This is a genomic window from Paenibacillus sp. FSL H3-0286 (assembly GCF_045040705.1).
Lineage (GTDB): Bacteria > Bacillota > Bacilli > Paenibacillales > Paenibacillaceae > Paenibacillus_AQ > Paenibacillus_AQ odorifer.
The window spans coordinates 3,579,056-3,598,184 of sequence record NZ_CP150285.1 but is presented as its reverse complement, the minus strand read 5'-3'; the positions used below and the strand labels follow the sequence as shown (position 1 = coordinate 3,598,184).

Below are 19,129 nucleotides of genomic sequence, written 5' to 3'. Positions count from 1 at the left end.
TTAACATGCACCTTCTGCAGCACCCTACGGGGCAAAACTGTGAAATGGTTTGTGATCGGGTGATGTTACCCTTTAATACTGCCGCCGAAGGATTGCCCGTTCATAATGTACTTTTGGAAAAAAATAAACAGGATAATCGGCGGCAGAATCGCAAACGTCAACGCAATAAACTGTATGTCCTGCGGCAATGTCGCCTTCAGATTGTAAATAGCCACAATGACCGACCAGGTCGATTTATCCTTCAGCACCATAAAGGGCCAGAAGAAGTCCTGCCAGACACTGTTCATCGTAAGGATTGTAATTGTAGCCATAACTGGTCCGCTGAGCGGGAGAATGACTCGAATAAAAATACCGATGGTGCTCGCTCCGTCAATTTTGGCTGCTTCCAGCAGCGCTTGTGGGATGGTATCGAAAAAGTTTTTGAAGATCAGAATTACCACCGGATTCACAGCAGCCATAAACCACATCGGCCAGTATGTATTGGTCAGGTTCAAGTGCAACAGCGGAAAATCAATCAGATTCTTAAACAGCGGCACCATGCCCACTGTATTCGGCACCATCATGGTCCACACGATCAGTGCAAACAGCAGGGCACTGCCCCGCGGCTTTAGCTTGGAGAAGAAATATCCGGCCAGTCCGTTAAAAGTAAGGCAGAACAGTACAGAACCTGCGGCCAGATAAGCCGTATTCAGATAATAACTGAGGAAGTTAAACTCCTGCCAGGTCTCCCATAGCTTGCCAACATTGAACGAGCGGGGGATCAGGGTGGGCGGGATTGCATAAAACTCTTTGATGTCCTTCAGACTTGAGACCATAATCCAGACCGGAGGCAAAATACAGACAGCGGCCAGCACAATCATCAGAATGAACATGCACCAATACAGCAGGCGCACCCAAGGTGATCTGTATTCTATATTGCTGATAATGCCATATGCTTCTTTAGTTTTCATAGCTTCTACTCCCTGTTCAATTTCTTATCCAGCCGGAAATAAATAATGGTAAGCACCATCAGGACTAGAAAAGTAATAACCCCGAGCGCCATTGAATGGCCTGCTTCAAAACTCCGGAACGCATAATAATAGCTTTGCAGCATCAAGGTCATTGAGGCATTGTTCGGTCCACCCTCAGTCATTACTAGGGGTTCATTGAAGATCTGGAATACACCGCTGATCTGCAAAATCATCATCAGTCCGATCATGCTAGAGATTTGCGGAATGGTGATACTTTTGAATCTCCGCCATACATTCGCACCGTCAATCGAGGCTGCTTCGTACAGATCATGATTAATACTCTGTAGACTTGCCAGATAAAGCAGCACTGTTCCCCCGAAATTTCGCCAGGTAATCGTGAAGATAATCAGCATTATCGTCATTTGCGGATCCTGAAGCCATTGCTGCACCGGAAATCCCATGGCACTCAGCATAATATTCAGCACGCCACCCTTTCCGGGCTCAAACAAAAACATCCATAACATCGAAGCGGCAATGCCGGGAACCATACTCGGAAAAAAGACCGAAAAGCGAAAAAATGACTTCCCATGTCTCAATTCATTAATCACGACAGCGACAATAATGGGTACGGCAAAACCGATCAGTAGTGACCAGAACACATACACAAAAGAGTTGGTCAATGTCTGTTGAAACGCCGAGTTCTGTATAACATCCTTGTAATTCTGCAGTCCGGCGAAACTTACGGCATTATAACCCTCAGTATTGAAAAAAGAGAGCACAATGCCCTTCACGAGCGGCTGCCAGGAAAAAAAGAAAAAGGCAAACAGTGTGGGTACAATTAATATCCAGGATGACCAATCTTTGAATAAACGCCGTACAGGATAACCTTTCTTTTTCTCTGTCATTAAAGGATTTAGTTCACTGGTTTTTCCAATCATGCTCCTGTCCTTCCTTCCTCCCGGAATCAAGCTTTAATCCGGTCAGGCGTTGTATAGTTGTTATACCTAAATGATAGCGCTTCCTACTGAGCGCCGAAATCCGGTAACCCTGCGAAAGCGTTTGTAAAGCTACTTATTTGTTGGCAAAAAAAAGCAGTGCACGCACCGGAATGGCCGCACACCGCTTATGTTCATGTTATAGTGAATCGTTTAGGCCTCACTTAACCCTGCGCTGATGCAGAGGACGGCCGCTTCCGCCCGAAACGCTTCGCTCGCCGGATTGGGCTGCTCCTCCAAAATACGAAGCACCGACTGAGGCTCTACGCCGGGCTGTGGCACACGGGAGGGAGAAACTACGCTCCACTTCTGCTCACCCTTGAGCCTGTATGACAGCTCATAAAGATAAAAGCCCGCATGTTGTCCGTCAGTGAGCTGGCTTACGCCATCCTGCCACGAGCAGAGTTCAAGCGGATGCTGTTTGTCCGGCAATACACCGGACGCCAGTGTGATGCGCTCATTTCGAACTACCTGCTGCTTCTGTTCCCAAGCCTGCTGATCTAGGATTCCTAGATCCAGGCGGTATTCCATTCCCGGCTCTCCATAAAGAGTCCAAGCCACAGGGCTACCCACCGCTACGAACTTAGGTGCTTCCAGAAAAACGGGTTGATGAGTTGGGACAAAACGTTCGGTCTGCTCCCACTCTCCCGCAGCCGGACTGCGTCTGCGATAATGCACCGTGCCCGTGAATTCGAGCTCCTGTTCCTGTAGCAGAGCTATTAGACATAGAGTAGCTTGCTCGTAAAGATCCGTGCAGTTGTTATGGCCGAAGCGGTATCCGATCTCATGGCGAAGCGGTATCCCGCGACTCCGGACCAAAGCCGCGAAGGAAAAGCTGAAGCGGCTAAGGGTAAAGGCATCATGCGTGCCATGGTTAATCAGCAGCTTTGTGCCACTCGCTTTAAGACCCTCCAGAAAAAATTCAGATTCCAGTCCGGTCGTTTCCTTTAGACTTGCAGAGTCAATAGTTCCCGTCAGAGTCTGTAGCAGAGTCTCGATTCCCGTGCTGCCGTTCTGTGGATGCTGCCAATCTTTCTTCCAGATTTCCCGGTAACCGGTGTCTACTTCCGCCACATGCCAGATCAGTGGGCAAGCTCCTTCGGCAAACTCACGGGTAAGCCCGTTCAGAATCAACGGCGGTGCATAACACAGTGTGTAGCGCACCCGGTAGGGTAAGCAAAGCGGATTGCCTCCAGCCAGCAGCGCAGTTAAGCCGCCGCGCGAACCACCTACAGCCACTACCTGCTCTGCATCACCGCCATAACTTTCTTGACCTCTGGTAATTGCCGCCCCAATGCCAGCATAGATGGAGCCTTGCAAGGAACGGCTGCCGATATATCCTCCTCCGTTCCACAGAATGCCGACAACGCCTTTGCCGGTGCTGGCCAGAGTCTTGCCGATGATTTCCAGAAATGAGGGACCTACCGTACTGAAGGTATTCTCATTGGCATCATAATAACCATTGAACAACAGTGGATATCCCTTAACATTTGCCGCGCTCCAAAAGGGCGGCAGAATATAGGAAGCAAGGCTATGCTGGTCATTCTCTGTAACTAGCAGACTGCCGCTGATGAGCTGAAATACAGGCGCATTACTTAAAAGTGAAGCATTGTCTGTGGATGCATTGCGGAAAACCACCGGAAATCCGAAGGTCTTAAGGATGCGGTCGCTCAAGGAAACTGCAACTAGATCATCTACAGCATAGAGACTGTAGCGGTCACCGATATAATGCTCGAATTGCGGAGTTTTAAAATTCTTATTTCCCTCGTTGCCTCCGAACAGCTGATGATCTTCCGTATTGTATACATAAGGGCTATCTGGGTCGCTATTGTAGAGCCGTGCATGCTCGGAAACAACCTTTTCCCCGGCTTCGTCCATCCGCAATGTCCCTATGCCATCTGTTCCGCCATAACGGAAGCCTCCTTTTCCCTCAGCAACGCTATTATCCCAGTGAGACACTACAGGAAGCATATTGGTCAGCATAGGACTGACTAATACAAATACCCCCTCCTCTTTCTCGGAGATCCCTTCTGCTGCTTCAACTTCAACAGTGTCTTCATGGAGGGTTGACCAATTCGCTTTCTGATAAGCTACTTCGCCGCCTCGCAAGCAAGCAAGCAGCAGTGGAGCGTTGTGCAGCCTTAAGTAATCAGCCACTGCTCTGCTAACAGGTATAGCGACAGGTGTAGATCCCTTGGCTTGAATAAACCGACTTAGCGGAACATGTACCTCCGGTACAAAACACAATGTTTTACTCACGATTTTTTTCTCCTCCAACCTGTATCATTCTGCTCTGTGCTGTTAGGAACGACATGAATCTAATTTCTGGCAAGCCATCTGTGATCCTATAATTTTCCCCAGACAGGAATCCTCCTGAAAGTTTAGGAGTGCAAGTAACCGTTACTGTTTTGGTCTCACCCGGAAAGAGGGTATGGAACTGCTCATCCGCTTCCATCCAGTAGCGGTCTCCCCTTTCCTCTGCATGGATATGCAGTAAAACTTCACTACCGGTATTTTGGACTGTAAAAAGGGCCTGCTGGCTCTTCTCCTGAGCACCCGTCGGCTGCCATAAACTCTCCTGACGCACCTCAAGATTGCCTCCTATAAGTGCAAGCGCGGGAGCATATGGATGCTTTTTATTGGTAGAGAATACATATAAATTCTGCTGTGGTGCTTCATCGCCGTCCTGGTAGGACAATCTGACGAAATATAAAGCATCCTCATGCTCTGGCACGTTGAAATTCAGCACCCCAGCGCCGACAGCCTGATCTTTGTTTCCCTCTGCCTCAAATGATTGCTGATAGATGCACCGTCCGACTGCATCGAAGACTTCCGCGTCGACTTCTACCCTGTGTCCATTTCCTCCATGCACGTATACATCTCCCTGAAATCCGGTGCTTGGTGTAAGCAGTAGACTGCGGTAGTCCAGCGAAACATGTAGCGGACGGAAGGCAGATTTCACCCAATGGTAGGCCATCTTCGTTTCACCGTAATAATCGACAAGGTTAGTGCAGGACACATTCGGCCACGGCTCGTTGAATTGCCAGACAATGCTGCCGCTGTTTCGGAACTTACGGCGGCGGTTAGCCTCCAGCACGAACCGGATTCCTTCCGCCTGTATCCACTGGCTGCAGGCAGAGAACTGCTCCAAATCTGTCATGCTGCCGAACATTTCTTCTTCACGGCTCAGCGTATCCCACCACTCCCCGTGATGTCTCCATATCGCGTTGTTCTCCATAGAAACCGGTCGCCGGTTGGTCTCACTCAGAAATTTCTCCAGACTTTTGAGAGAACTCAGACCGTCCACCCCAAATTCGCTGTGCAGCAGATTATCGTTGCTGCCATATAACTCGTAGTGATAAGGGTTTCCCATATACTTCCAGTAACCGTGCACATCATGCCCCTGACCTTTGGCATCCGTAATATATTCTACCGGGCCGGAAGCTGAGGTCGGTAGGAAGAGTCGCTGCGGATCATACTGTTCTACCAGTTCTTTCAACATCGCCAGATTGGAATCGCTGCTGTCGGAAGGCTTATTTGGCTCACTCATTAATTCATTGCCGCCGCTCCATACCGTTAGCGATACATGATTGCGTTTGTCACAGAGCGCTGTGCAGGCAGTCTTGTGAAGCAGCTCCAAAAACTCCGGCTGCTTCGAAGGGATATTGTCAATACCTGAACTCGACTGAATGAACTCCTGCCAGACCATAATGCCGTTCACATCACATAAGTCGTAAAAAGCCTTTTTCTCAATGATTCCACCGCCCCATACCCGAACGAGATTAATATGAGCTGCTTTCATCAGACGAATCATCAGTTGATATTGTTCAACCGTTACATTCCCGTAGAGATGGTCCAGAGGGGTCATATTTACCCCTTTCATATAGATCTTGCTTCCGTTAATCACCACTGTATATGGTAGGGCGTTGTCTGGACTGTCTACATTGTGGATATAATCGAGCTTGCGAATGCCCGTTTGAAAGCTCTGGGTATCCAACTCCGTTCCAGCTTCATCCAGTAGCTTTAGTTCAAGATTGTACAGTGGCTGCTTTCCATAACCGTTTGGGTACCATAGCTCAGGTTCGGGTATGTCCAGCTCCGCGTTCAGAAGCTCTCCAGCTCGAACTAGTCGCGATTGAACCAGCAGCGGATTCCCCTCCGGATCAGCACAGGTGATGCACGCTGTCAGTGTCCCATCATCTTCAGAGCCAGCCATTCGCTTGATTCCTGCTTGAATGGTAATTCGACCAGACGAGATCTGATTTCTATCGTTCTCGCCAAACTCCGCATCTGTAGTGATCGACACATCATCCCAAGAGCACTGTTGATGTACCCTCAATACCACATCATCCCAAATTCCGACATTGACCAACCGGGTAGAGAAATCCCATTTATAATTAAAACGGCTCTTCTGCGTGAAGGTAGCCGAGGTTTTGCCGATTTGCCCCATTTCATCTGGCGCCTGCTTCAACAGCACTGAAATTTCAAGGCTTTCCCGCCCGGAGAGCAGGTCTGTAACATCAAATACAGCCGGCTCGAACATACCTTTATGTTCACCCAGCAGTAAATGATCAGCGTATACCGAGGCTTCATAGTCCAGTCCCTGAAAGACCAGTTCAACTCTGGCTGCTCTCAGCTCAGGCTGCTTCAAGGTCGTACGGTAAACCCACCAGCGGTTCTCCACCCATTCACAACTCAGGCTATTTAACTCTTGATTAGGGTTGGTAATCCAGCCCTGTCTGAAGAGATCATAGTGAACTCCACCCGGCACAGTGGCAGGCATCCAGTCCGTAACCCCCATCAATTCCTGTCCCAGCTCCATACTGGTGCCCTTTAGCGGAACCCAGGGCCAATACCCTTTGACTTCCCACTTCAAATCGTTCAATCGAATTTCATTCATGTCTTCCCGTTCCCCCAAACCCTGCTAAATTTGGCGCTGTTCCTGACGATGAGCGGCTCTGGCGCCATTCGTTAATGCGCTTACAACTTTAGGTGTGCAGCTTCATTACCAATGATAGCACCGGGTTAATGTTTTCAAAGGTCTCCAACCCTGTGAAATCGTTTGTAAAACTGCTCAGTTGCTGATAAACACAAACAACCCCTCTAGGCTGGAGTGAGGCTTATCAGCAATCATCTATAGAGGTGGCTTTTTAAGGCTTGTTTTGTTTCGGAGCCTCTGACTCCCGTGCTTTACCAATACGTGTAATACGTCGAACGCGAAAAAAGGAGTTCCCTTCAGCCGCGAAAGGCTGCTTGGTGAACTCCTTTACTTTTTGTTCGATAGAAGTTTTAAGAACTATTGCAACAATGTAGCACCATCTATCGGACATAGATGACGCTAAAAGCAGTATTATTGTACTTTTGGTGGGCTAACGGTCCCCATAGCCACTATCTGTATGAAATACAACACATATGGACCTCTTTTTAAGCAATAGCGTCACTGGAGTCCGAAATGTTGTTCAAAAGGCTGAAAATTAGAAAATAGTGTCATCTGGGTCCGAAACCCTGAGAGACTCAGACAACGATGACACAGTTGAAGCTGGCGGCTACCAATAAACTAAAAGCAGCAAAAAACTAAGAGCAGCGAATCTCTCTTTATTATGAGAAACGCTGCTCTAGAGTTTTTTACGATGAAACCTTCTGTCTTACTCAATAAAAAAGTAGTTTTTAGTATAGCGCCCTTGGACTGTTCATCCATATGAAATGCGATAAGTAGCTCAGTAATCGCCTGCCTCTACCTATTGGATCAGCTCAAGAAGCTCCGCAACATTCGCCTTGTACTGTGGTTTGAAATCATCTGATTTCATATAACCCGCAAGGCTGGATAAGAACTGTCTGCCTTCCGGCGTATCGCTAACCTTATCAGCATCCAATGCGCATATCAGCAGGTTGCCTGCTCCTACACTGCATTCCACTAGGAAACTCAGCTTATGATTGCGTTCAAAATTATCGATAGTCTGCACTACGGGATTCCAGTTGCGGTCTGCCGCATCCATGATGAGCGATTTCGAATTCTCAACAATACTCCACCAAGGATAAGTAGAATATTCCTCGCTCGGGAACTCACGCAGCGCCGGGTGGTTGTTATCAATCAACAGCCCCATAGTACCAATGGGTACTGGCCGGTTCATGCTCTCTGAGATCGAGCGGAACATTGGATAACACCAGAAATCTGTGCAGTAATAACCTTCAACAGCATTTTTGAGAGATTCCGGTTTCGGCATAAGCAGTACATTCTCACCTTGCTCCAGCAATGCAAGCGCATCATCAGATAGCTTGTCGAAGACATGGACACCCTCCAGCATGTTGCCACTCTTCACTGGATAAATCCACAGGTCATAGCTCTTACGGATATCTGTTCCCTGTATGGAGAGGGACAATACGATAGTACTCATCCGGTCAACTACAGGTAGTTTTATTGCCAGATCGCAGATATCGATATAATTCGTTCCTGCAGGTACGTCCACCTCGGTTGAACCTGCGGCGAGTATACCGTTATCTGAGGTAAGCTCCCAATGCAGTTCAAATGTACTCGGCATCCCGCTGCGGAAACAGCTCAGTTCGACATGGGCATCGAACGTTTCACCAGAGACATAGTTATACTTGGGGAATCTTGCCAGCAGAACGGCATCATTACAAAAAGTTCGCCAGTCCTCAGCACTTATCATTCCTTTGGAATCCATAAAGGCGTCGAGGACACCCACCAGCGCCGTTCCCTGGCCACTGAAATCCTGCAAATCAAGCAGTTGGAAACCCGCAAGCCGCCGGGAGCGGAATGCCGCCTCGAGTTCCTCTTTGTAGCAAGCTACTGCCAGTTGCCCCGAGTATTCGAAATATTTGGCAGCCAAATGACCCAGCCCTTTACTTTCCAGTCGTTCACGGAAAATTATGAAATTCTCAGCTTTGAGCGGACCGTTGTATTTATCGATTTCCTCATAATTAGGATAGGTAGCATACTGTCCGATCTCATGCGAGATTACCGGAATGTGCGGTATCCATTCTGCGGAAGCGTCTCCAGCCTTCACCGTCTTGGCCTCCGTACCATACTGGATCTGGATCTCTCCGCCAGCGGCAGCTTCCATCCCCTCTCCGTTGAAGAAATCCTGAGGGACGATCTGATCGTCATAGTCTTTCATCGTGCCTGGCAGATCAATCTGGACATGACCTAATGGAGCATCACACATCGCATAGGAGCCTCTGAACAGCCGATCTCTGGAGAAGCGCACGCCGCTGAAGAAATCGTCATGTTCCAGAATTTCTGGCACCCATTGGTGGTTATTGGACCCCTGTGTATAGAGAATCCGGTTATCAAATGCTTTATAGTCCTTTAGGAAGGAATCAATCTTAGCTTTGCTGCCCCATAGCTCGTTGCCAAGCGACATCATCACGAAGGAGGGGTGATTGCCAAAAGCCTGGAGAATGGCATAGCCTTCGCTGATCAGATAGTCCTGCTCCGCCTGATTATGGCCCTCGTCGGTTTCTTCCGTGATTGTTCCCCAAAATGGAAGCTCTGGTTGCATGTAGATACCGAGCATATCCGCTGCGGTGAAAGCAGCTTCCGGCGGACAGCAGGTATGAAAGCGATAATGATTGATGCCGTAAGACTTGGAGATGCCAAGGATTCTTACCCATTCCTCGACGTCAGTCGGGGCATAACCGGTAAGCGGGAAGATCAGGCCGTCATGTTTGCCGCGGAGGAAGGTTTTTTGTCCGTTGATTGTAAACTTATCGCCCTCTGCCCGGAATTCCTTCAATCCAAAAACGAGCTCCTGTCGGTCCATTATATATCCATCGCTGTCTTTCAAAACAAGGTTTATGTTATAAAGATTGGGAGCGCCTTCACTCCAGAGCAGCGCGTCTTGACCAAGCTCATAGTTGAAGGAAAAACTACCCGGTGAGACTGGGTACTCCCGCTGGTCCACAGCATGTGTATTGTCGCTGTTGAAGCTCTGCGCAGACACTGTAAGTATAGATTCGTTCCTGCTGTCCAAGGTTGCCGTGATTCGGACTGAGCGGGCTGAGAGATCCGGATCGAGCCGGATGCCGCTGAGCCGTGACTCACCATAGAACTGAAGCTCCATACGTCCGGTAATCCCATTCCAGTTGGTCTGGGTATCCTGCGACGTTAAATGTCCACCTTTGGTTGGGTAACCAGTATTGTCCACACGGATGGTGAGCGTATGATTCCCAGGTTGAAGCTGCGGCAACTCGTATATATGTGGGGTGTTCAGACTGTTACGGCTGCCTATTTCCTGATTGTCCAGCCATAGAGTCGTCAGCCTCGTGCGTTCCAAATATAGGAAGCAGACTTTGCCGGCTAGTTCTTCCGGAATGACGACCTCTTTTGAATACCAGACTTGCCCTTCAAACAAATACTCATCCGTTAATGCGCTTACTAAAACATCCTCGTTCTTCGAACCTTTGCGTGCGTAGGACGTTGTTCCCGGCAGTGTGATAACATCTGTAAAAGGCAATGCCAGTCCTTGTTTTCCCTCATCCAATTGCAACTTCCATTCGCCTTCCAGGCTGATCTTTGTCTGCAAAATATCACTCCTAATAATGATAATCTCTGAACTCCTGAGGTGTAGTGCCGGTTGTTTTCTTAAAAAGGAAGGCAAAATAAGCCGCGGTCTGAAAGCCCACCTGCTCGGCAACCTCGTAAACCTTAATATTGGGGTCACGAAGCAGTTCCTTGGCTTTGTTCATACGCGCTTCCTGCACGAAGTCGGAAATCGTCCGGCCCATTTCTTTCTTGAAGAGAACACTTAAATAGCTGTGATTCAAGTGGAACTGCTCAGCAAGCTGCTTAACAGTCATGTTCTCATGCAGATGCTCCTCCAGTTGGCGGGCGACCCGCTGGATAAGGTTATGCTGCTGAGCGACCTGCTCTCTTTGATTAAGCTTAGCATATTGCGCCAAATATTCCAGTACGACCTTCCTGACTTCATCTACGCCTGTACAGTCGATCAGCCGCTGCCACATGAGGATGTTCATCTCTGTTTCCTTCTCATGTACACGCTTCAGTTTTCTGGCTAGCTCGCTAAGCAACCCCATTCCGAAAGCCTGCACATAGGAAAAGGATACAGGCTCTCGTGCAAGTAACACTTCGAAAGCATGATTGAAATAAGCGGAAGCTTTATCGCTCTCTCCTCTGTCCAGTAGCTTAACGATTTCCGGAATGTATTCTTCACGCAACCTGAAATCATGATATTCATTCATCAAGTTCCGGTCGAAATAGAGGATTTGTCCGTAGCCGGCCAGCCTGGCACCGCTCATCATATGCCTTACTTCCTTATACAGCAACGGTATTTCCGTCCAGAACAAACACTCTCTGCTGATTCCGACCGAGACGGAGGCTTTATACTGCTCTCTTAGGATATCTTGGATAAACGCAAGCTGCTTCTCAAGTCTTGCCCGCACCAATGGCGTTGCGTTCAGCACAATGACGGCCAGTTCATCCGCTCCTGTCTTCCCTATATAGGTACCGGAGAAACCAGATAGACCAGTCTTAACGCAGTTCAATAGCCCTTCGCTAAGCAGGATCCGATCCTTGGCATCATGCGGATTATCTAGGAACCTGCGGTCATATCCGAACAGGAATAATGTTGCCTGCCATTCCCCATTAGGCAGATCCAGCAGGCGCCGCCAGGATTCGAGCAGCTCTTCACTGTGGATCCAGCCTTCAACCATATCTTTGACGAAACGTTCCTGCAGCACCTCATAGCTCTCTGTAACTTTCTCCCTAAGTACAGTGGTTTCCTGTTCAATCTGTTTTTTCTTCTCAACTACTTCTCTGAACGCAGCCAGTTTCATTTCGAGTTCTTCCGTCTTGATGGGCTTCAGAACGTAAGCCTTAGCTCCCAGATGTATAGCCTCCTGCACAAATTCAAACTCGTCATATCCACTGATCATCACAGTCTGTAAAGACTGGAGTGTCGGATAATCCGCTCTGCATCTGGCGAGCAGTTCGATCCCTGTCATACCGGGCATCGAGACGTCAGCGATCAGCACATCCACAGGAGTTTCTCCTAGAATCGTTAGTGCTTCTTCACCAGATAATGCAGTTAACGGTTCCTCATACCCCAGAGCTTTCCAGCCAATATGACGAAGAAGCCCTTGAATCTGCATAGGCTCGTCGTCGACAATTAATGCCCGCATTAAGCTCCATCCCCCTTTTTTATCTCAGGACTTTCCTTGCAAACAGGGATATCAATGGTTACACAAGTCCATTCGTCTTCTACACTTTTAATCTCAAAGCGGCCCTCTGTGCCAAAATACAATGCAAGACGTTCACGGATATTGTTCATCCCGAATCCGTTTTGCGTACCCGTGTAGCTGCCGGCACGGATCTGTTCCAGCTTCTCACTGCCAATCCCTTTTCCATTATCAAAAATCTGAAACTGCACCGTATTCTCCACTCGTTTGATCGTAATTTGTATAAAAGCATGAGTTCTAGTTGTGATGCCCCCGTGCAGATAACAGTTCTCGACCGTTGGCTGTAGGATCAGCTTAATGCTGTACAGGTCAAGAACGTCCGGCTCTACCAGCCACTCTACGGATACCTGACCGGGATAACGCAGCTGCTGAATTTCGATATACGCTTTCAGATGCTCAATTTCGTCACGGATCAGCGTCACATTAACCCGGTTATTGAGTGCCAGCCGATAGAATGTCGTCAGCGCATCTATGGTTCGGATTTGCAATTCGTCCTGCTGATCTAATGCCCGCCAACGGATCAGGCTTAACGAATTATAAATAAAATGAGGGTTAATCTGTGCCTGCAACGCCCTGAATGATTGCTCCCGCTCTTTGAGCATGGCCTCTGTATGTTCTTCGACCAGTTTTCTCAAACGGCCAGACATGGAATTGAACAATACCTCAAGCTCCCCCAGCTCATCGTTGTCACGGTTTCTCACTGTAACTTCGAAATAGCCCTGTGAGATATCTGTCATCCTGGTGCCCAGCTTGCGGATCCGCCAAATCACATTTTTAAGTACAATCATGATTAGAAAGATGGACAGCAGCAGGAAAAATGCAATACCTGCTCCGATATAGTACATAATCCGCGTAGACTGCTCCTCCAGTCGGTCAAGATGCACAAGTGCGGCAACCGTCCAGCCAGACTTAATCTCCTGAGTGATCAGCATCATCCCGCTTTTTGTTGCTGAGGTTTCCAACGAGTTGTTCCAGTACTGACCTAAGGAGGATGAGGATAACCGGCTGCCAATTTCAGAGGGCTCCGAGGATGCAATAATGCGTTCGTTGTCGTCAACGATATACAATTCTCCGGCCCCTTCAAAAGGATGTTCGAACGATTCCATGAAGACACCGTTATAGTTCAGTAACAGGTACACAATCCCGTAAACATCTCCATACGCGTTCAGAATTTTATGGGATACCACTAGCTTAGTCCTGTCGTCAGCTGCATTAGTCCATACCAGATTGTCTGTTGTGCGAAGCATTTTCGTATACCAATCCCGCTCTCGAATTCCCGAAAGGCTCCGTTCTTCCGGCTTCCACAGAAGCCCTCCATCTTGCACTAGTGTATCGTTGGTATGATAGATTCGGAAATTCTCAATACCTGGCAAGTATTTGCTGGTGAGCAGAAAGGATCGGTCCACATAATTGACCGTACCCAATTGTTCATCGATATCCGCATAGTCCCTGGCTAATCTAGAGATCAGCTCACCATCCGTAGCCGTTCGGGTAGCCAGCAGATCATAGCTTTGCTTCCTGAATTCAATACTCTGCGCACTTTGCCGAACGGCTTCCCTGATCGTAAGCATATAATTGGCCCGCACCGTATGAAGCATCATGTACCCTGCACCTGCAGCCAGCAGTACGGTGGGGAGAAATACAATGAGTCCGTAGAATAATACAATTTTACTCCTCAGGTTCATGGAACGGGTCATACGGATGATCCATTTCTCTATTTGTTGTTTAATCATAGATTCCCCCCATGAAGTGCAAAGGGAGCCCCCTCCAAGTGAGAGGTGCTCCATTAATTTTTTATCGTTTACGATCCGCGACTGAAAGAGCGGCACGGTTGTCTATTGCAAGGCTGTTACTTCCTCCTTGTACGTATCCAGCCACTCCTGCTTGACTTCACTCCAGTGCCCACGCTTCTCTAGTGCTGCTTGGAAATCGCTCCAATTCTTTTCGAATTGTCCCTCGTCTTTGGCCATTAAAAGCTTGGCTCGATATTCCTTGCGGATATTTTCGATCTCCGGTGAATATTTCTCCCATGCGCCGCCCTGTTTCATCTGAAATAGATCATAAGGCTCTGCCACGCGGATCGTTCCCATTTTGCCGATAGCCTCAGTGAACTTAATGGTCTTAGCAGCTCCGGCTTTTCCTGCATCCTCTGTGTTCCACCATGGGTACCATTCATTGCTGTAAGAGGCAGTCATGTAAAGCTCAGGGGTGACTTTAGCTTTTTGTGCGGTGTCTCCGGAATTGCGGCTCGTCTTGTAGGTTTCGTCTGTGAATTTCCATTTGCCCAACGGTTGATCAATCCAATCCCAGTATAATCCCGCCGGTCCTTCATTAATGACCTGCTGCTGCTCGGGTTTTGGCTGCAAGGTATAATCGAAGAATTTCAGAATAGCTTCCAGATTTTTAGTTTTTTCACTAACATAGACATCATAGCCTGGATTCGGATTGGTAACCTGATTAATTCCGACTTTCTCTACACCATCCACTTTAGGAAAAGGGATCGCTTCGTAAAACCACCCTGGCTCTGTTGGACCGTCCAATGTCTCCCAGGCTGAGGCAGGAATGTTCCAGAAGCTGCCGACATTGAAGGCAATACGACCTGATTTGTTCTTTTCTGTATACTGTTCTTTTTTGCTGGTGACGACCTCTGGATCGATCAACTTCTCCTGGTACATCTTGTTCATCCATTGATACGCTGCTTTATAATTGGGATCGTCGTAAGCGAATACAAAATCATCGCCGCGTTTGTCAACGCCATTACCTGCTGTAGTCACCCCGAATGCTGTCAAAATCGCGTTTTCATCGCTCCAGCCCAGATTATCACTAGTGTCCATCAGGAATGATAGAGGAATAAGCGATTTGCCGGAAGCATCCTTCTCTTCTGCAGCTTTCCGAAGGAAGGTCTCAACTCCTTCTAACGTTGCTAAGTCCTCTTTGGTCATACCTGTTTTCTCCAGCACATCACTTCTGACAATCCAGGCTTGAGATGCCCAGCCTGGCCACGGATCTTCCGGGTTTTGGTCAAACCAGGTAGGAATGGACCAGATATGACCCTCATTATCCTTCATAAGTTCCAGATACTGCTTTGGAATAGACGCCAGTCCTGGATATTTGTCAGGCATGTCGAAATACTGCTCTAGCGGCATAAGCTGTTTCGACCGGTTCATCGCGCTTTTGACCGTTTCGTTTCGGCTGAAGATAGCTGCATCTTCAAAGCCGCCTGTGTTTATCTTCAAATTAAGTGCAGTCATTGCGTCGCCTTGAGTGGTTTCCAGCTTCACATTTACTCCAGGCTCCTGTTCACGCCAATATTTCTGGACCAAACTATCATTATTGATGGTTGCCGTCCATCCAAGCCAGAGATTAAAGGAAGTCGAGCCACTGGCGGGCAGGTTACTTGACGTTTCATTGTCGCTTCCAGGCTTGTTCGCAGTATTCTCACCTGATCCGGAGCATCCGGCAATAGACATCAGTAAGGTTGCTGCAGCCAAAGCGGCTAGACCCGTTTTTTTGAATATCATTGATTTTTCCCCCTGTTCTATTATTGAAAATCAGCCTTTTACTGACCCTACAAGAACTCCTTTCACAAAATATTTCTGCAGGAACGGATACACGCACAGGATGGGGATTGCACTCACCATAACGACTGCCATCTTAATCGACATCAGTGTAATATTCTGCATTTGTGAGCTTCTCGCCAAAGCTTCCTGGTTGGTATTCGAGCCAAGGACAGCGGATAAATCCTGAGCAGCGAGCAATTGCTGCAGGAAGGTCTGCACCGGAATCAGGTTCTGCTTCGTGACGAAGAAAGCACCGGCGAACCAGTCATTCCAGTGTCCCACTGCGGTAAACAATCCAAGTGCGGCAAGCATAGGTTGAGAGAGTGGAATAATAATCTGAATCAGGGTACGAACAGGACCGGCTCCATCTAGTTCAGCGGATTCTACCAGAGCTTCAGGGATTCCCTGTATAAACTTCAGCATGACAAACATGTTCCAGACCGAGAACAGCCCGGGAAAAATATACACCCAGAACGTGTTGATAAGCCCGAGATTATTAAGCTGAATATAGAAAGGAACCAGTCCTCCACTGAATAACATGGTTAAAAGAACATAGCCTAGTATCGTGCTTCTTAATGGAAGACCGCGGTAGGACAAGCCAAAGGCCACCAGAAGTGTGACGATAAGTCCTGCGAATGTGCCAATGACTGTCCTAGCGATTGTAATTAGATAAGACTGGCGGATAATCTCATTTCCTAATACAATCTCATAATTAATTAATGTGAAATTCTTGGGCCATAGATACACGCCACCTTTGGCCGCACTTGCACCGTCATTCAGTGAGATAGCCAGCATGTACAGGAATGGATATAGTACAGACAAGCACAGACCGGCCAGTACTATGACGATGACGTATTGAGCTATTTTTTCACCTCTGCTGAGCTTCATATGCCATCACCATAATCCTTCACCATTTATTTTTCTAGATAACTGATTAGTCGAAACAACCAATATCAAGCTGATCACTGAGGATAACAACCCCACTGCGGTCGCCATTCCAAAATATCCCTGCTGCAATCCGTTGCGGATGATATACGTATCCAGTACATCCGCGACCCCTTGATTAGCAGAATTCATCAGCGGATAAATCTGATCCATCCCTACTGAAATCAGGCTTGGGATACTCAGAATTAGCACAATCGATATTGTCGGTAGAATACCCGGGAAGGTGATATGCCGAATCTGGGCTAGCTTTCCTGCACCCTCTACTTTGGCGGATTCATACAATTGCGGATCAATCGTTGTGATCGCAGCCAAATAGAGAATCGTGTTCCATCCGGTCTCTTTCCACAAGCCGCTTAATATAACCATGGGCCGGAACCACTCCGTGGAACCTAGAAAAAATACAGGATCACCGCCTGCTTTCTCGATGAACTGATTGACCAGCCCACCATCCAAAGTCAGAAAAGACTGCAGGATGTAAGCGACTACAATCCATGAGAAAAAATGAGGCAAATAGCTGACCGATTGCACGAATCGCTTAAATACAGGCCGGGTTACCTCGTTAATCACCAGTGCCAGTAGAATCGGTGCCGGGAATCCGAAGATGAACTTAAGCACAGATATATATAACGTATTTTTGACGACAGTTAAAAACTGGGGATCTTGCAGGAAAGAAAAGTTGTCTAATCCCACCCATGTGCTGTTCCAGATCGAGGTGCCAATCTGAAAGTCGCGGAAGGCGACCTGAATCCCTGCCATCGGAATATAGCTGAACAAAAATAGCAACAGCACTCCCGGAAGAATCATTAAATATTGCCATCGGTACTTGTAGAACTTAGCGTACAATTTACATCCCTCCTTGATATTTCTATCATAAGGTGCAGCGGGAACCCTGCCTATATAACAGTGATTGGTTATCTATTGCTCTGATTGGTTCTTTAAAGCGCTTACGTTGTTAGACAAGCTCCGCTCGCACGCAAATAAACGCAGCCTTAAACGGCTGCGTTACATTTTTTATGACGAAAGCTAATTATTCGATTCAAATTATTATTGTTAATGTACGGCTTTTTGCCCTACCGGTTGTGAAGCCTTGGAATAGCGGTTCTCTGGCAATGGAATACCGAGATTTCCACGCAGGGTGCTACTTTCGTATTCAGTGCGGAACAGGCCCCGCTCTTGCAGAATCGGCACTACCCGATCGACGAATTCCTCCAGTCCATTAGGAACAGCAGCTGCGATCATAAATCCGTCTGCTCCTCCACCCTCAAACCAGGTTTGAATCTGATCAGCCACTTGCTCAGGTGTGCCAATAAAGCTGCTGCGCGGGGTAGCGGATTGTAAGGCGACCTGTCTTAGTGTTAAGCCTCTCTCCTTCGCGTCCTTTTTGATTTTATCCGTGCCGCTCTGAAAACTATTACGCCCCAACTCGCCAAGCTCAGGGAACGGTTCATCCAGCGGATATTGCGAGAAATCATGATGCTCGAAGAATCTGCCCAAATAGTTCAGTGCATTCTCAATCGTCACGAGACCAGCAACCTCCTGATATTTACGCTCTGCTTCCTCTGATGTGTCGCCAATGATTGGTGCAATACCAGGAAAGATCAGCACCTCATTCGGATCCCGGCCAAATGAAGCTACCCGTGTCTTAACATCGCTATAGAATGCCTGGGCATCTTCTAGCGTTTCGTGGCCAGTGAAGATAGCATCCGCTTCCTTTGAGGCGTAATTTTTACCAACTTCTGAGGAACCTGCCTGAAACACGACTGGCTGCCCCTGCTTCGAACGAGCAATATTGAGCGGTCCTTTCACGGAGAAGAACTCTCCTTGATGGTCCAGGGTATGCATTTTTTGCGGATCAAAGAATACACCTGTTTCTTTATCTCGAACAAACGCATCATCCTCCCAGGAATCCCATAATCCGCGTGTCACCTGCAAATATTCGGTAGCAATACGGTAACGCTTGCCATGGTCAGGATGCTCTGTTTTGCTGTAATTCGAGGCAGAGCCTTCCAGCGGTGAAGTCACCACATTCCAGCCGGCCCGGCCACCGCTGATTACATCCAGTGAGCCGAATTGACGCGCGACGGTAAACGGTTCACTGTAGGAGGTGGAAAGGGTACCAACCAGACCGATGTTGGTGCTGACGGCGGCGAGTGCGCTAAGAATGGTCAGCGGTTCAAACCGGTTAAGGAAATGCGGAATGGACTTTTCATTAATGTACAAACCGTCTGCGATGAAGATCAGATCCAGCTTGCCTTCTTCTGCCTTCTGTACCCACGCTTTGTATAATTCAAAGTTTACACTTGCATCCGGCTTAGCATCAGGATGGCGCCACATCGACGTACTGCCTCCTACTCCATGCAGCAGTGCGCCTAGCTTCAGTTGTTTTGGTTTGGTCATGTTCATTCCTCCTAAAAGTTTTGTGAGCATACGATTCCCAGGTTTTACTTCATGCAAAACTAACTAT

Annotated in this window: 11 protein-coding genes; all 11 read right to left on the bottom strand. The window is 48.0% G+C overall.

The features are described 5' to 3' along the window. Positions 1–65: 65 nt before the first annotated feature. Positions 66–950 (bottom strand): carbohydrate ABC transporter permease, encoded by an 885-nt coding sequence (locus tag MHB37_RS16255; RefSeq protein ID WP_405168240.1) that lies wholly within the window; start codon positions 948–950, stop codon positions 66–68. A gap of 5 nt (positions 951–955) precedes the next feature. Then, a complete protein-coding gene (locus MHB37_RS16250) occupies positions 956–1,888 on the bottom strand; it encodes a carbohydrate ABC transporter permease (RefSeq protein ID WP_197740348.1) in 933 nt (310 codons plus the stop codon). A 210-nt stretch (positions 1,889–2,098) separates the two neighbouring features. Beyond that, positions 2,099–4,204: a hypothetical protein gene (locus MHB37_RS16245; RefSeq protein WP_405168239.1), complete on the bottom strand. Its 2,106-nt coding sequence runs from the start codon at positions 4,202–4,204 to the stop codon at positions 2,099–2,101. Next, on the bottom strand, positions 4,197–6,845 hold the full coding sequence (locus MHB37_RS16240; protein WP_076276558.1) for a glycoside hydrolase family 2 protein: 2,649 nt from the start codon (positions 6,843–6,845) through the stop codon (positions 4,197–4,199). The genes MHB37_RS16245 and MHB37_RS16240 overlap by 8 nt, the downstream gene beginning before the upstream one ends. A gap of 838 nt (positions 6,846–7,683) precedes the next feature. After that, positions 7,684–10,488, bottom strand: a complete 2,805-nt coding sequence (locus MHB37_RS16235) for a glycoside hydrolase family 2 TIM barrel-domain containing protein (protein WP_405168238.1) — start codon at positions 10,486–10,488, stop codon at positions 7,684–7,686. A gap of 10 nt (positions 10,489–10,498) precedes the next feature. After that, positions 10,499–12,103: a response regulator gene (locus MHB37_RS16230; RefSeq protein ID WP_076280605.1), complete on the bottom strand. Its 1,605-nt coding sequence runs from the start codon at positions 12,101–12,103 to the stop codon at positions 10,499–10,501. Further along, complete coding sequence (locus tag MHB37_RS16225; RefSeq protein ID WP_076190337.1) at positions 12,103–13,893, bottom strand: sensor histidine kinase; 1,791 nt, start codon at positions 13,891–13,893, stop codon at positions 12,103–12,105. Before MHB37_RS16225 ends, MHB37_RS16230 begins: the two co-directional genes overlap by 1 nt. Positions 13,894–13,995: 102 nt before the next feature. Beyond that, positions 13,996–15,681, bottom strand: a complete 1,686-nt coding sequence (locus MHB37_RS16220) for a hypothetical protein (protein ID WP_076276554.1) — start codon at positions 15,679–15,681, stop codon at positions 13,996–13,998. A gap of 30 nt (positions 15,682–15,711) precedes the next feature. Further along, on the bottom strand, positions 15,712–16,608 hold the full coding sequence (locus MHB37_RS16215; RefSeq protein ID WP_076218970.1) for a carbohydrate ABC transporter permease: 897 nt from the start codon (positions 16,606–16,608) through the stop codon (positions 15,712–15,714). A 6-nt stretch (positions 16,609–16,614) separates the two neighbouring features. Next, positions 16,615–17,508, bottom strand: a complete 894-nt coding sequence (locus MHB37_RS16210; RefSeq protein WP_081383282.1) for a sugar ABC transporter permease — start codon at positions 17,506–17,508, stop codon at positions 16,615–16,617. A gap of 207 nt (positions 17,509–17,715) precedes the next feature. After that, positions 17,716–19,062 carry an LLM class flavin-dependent oxidoreductase gene (locus MHB37_RS16205; protein WP_076125544.1) on the bottom strand — a complete coding sequence of 449 codons (1,347 nt, stop codon included), beginning with the start codon at positions 19,060–19,062 and terminating at the stop codon, positions 17,716–17,718. Between the last annotated feature and the right edge of the window lie 67 nt (positions 19,063–19,129).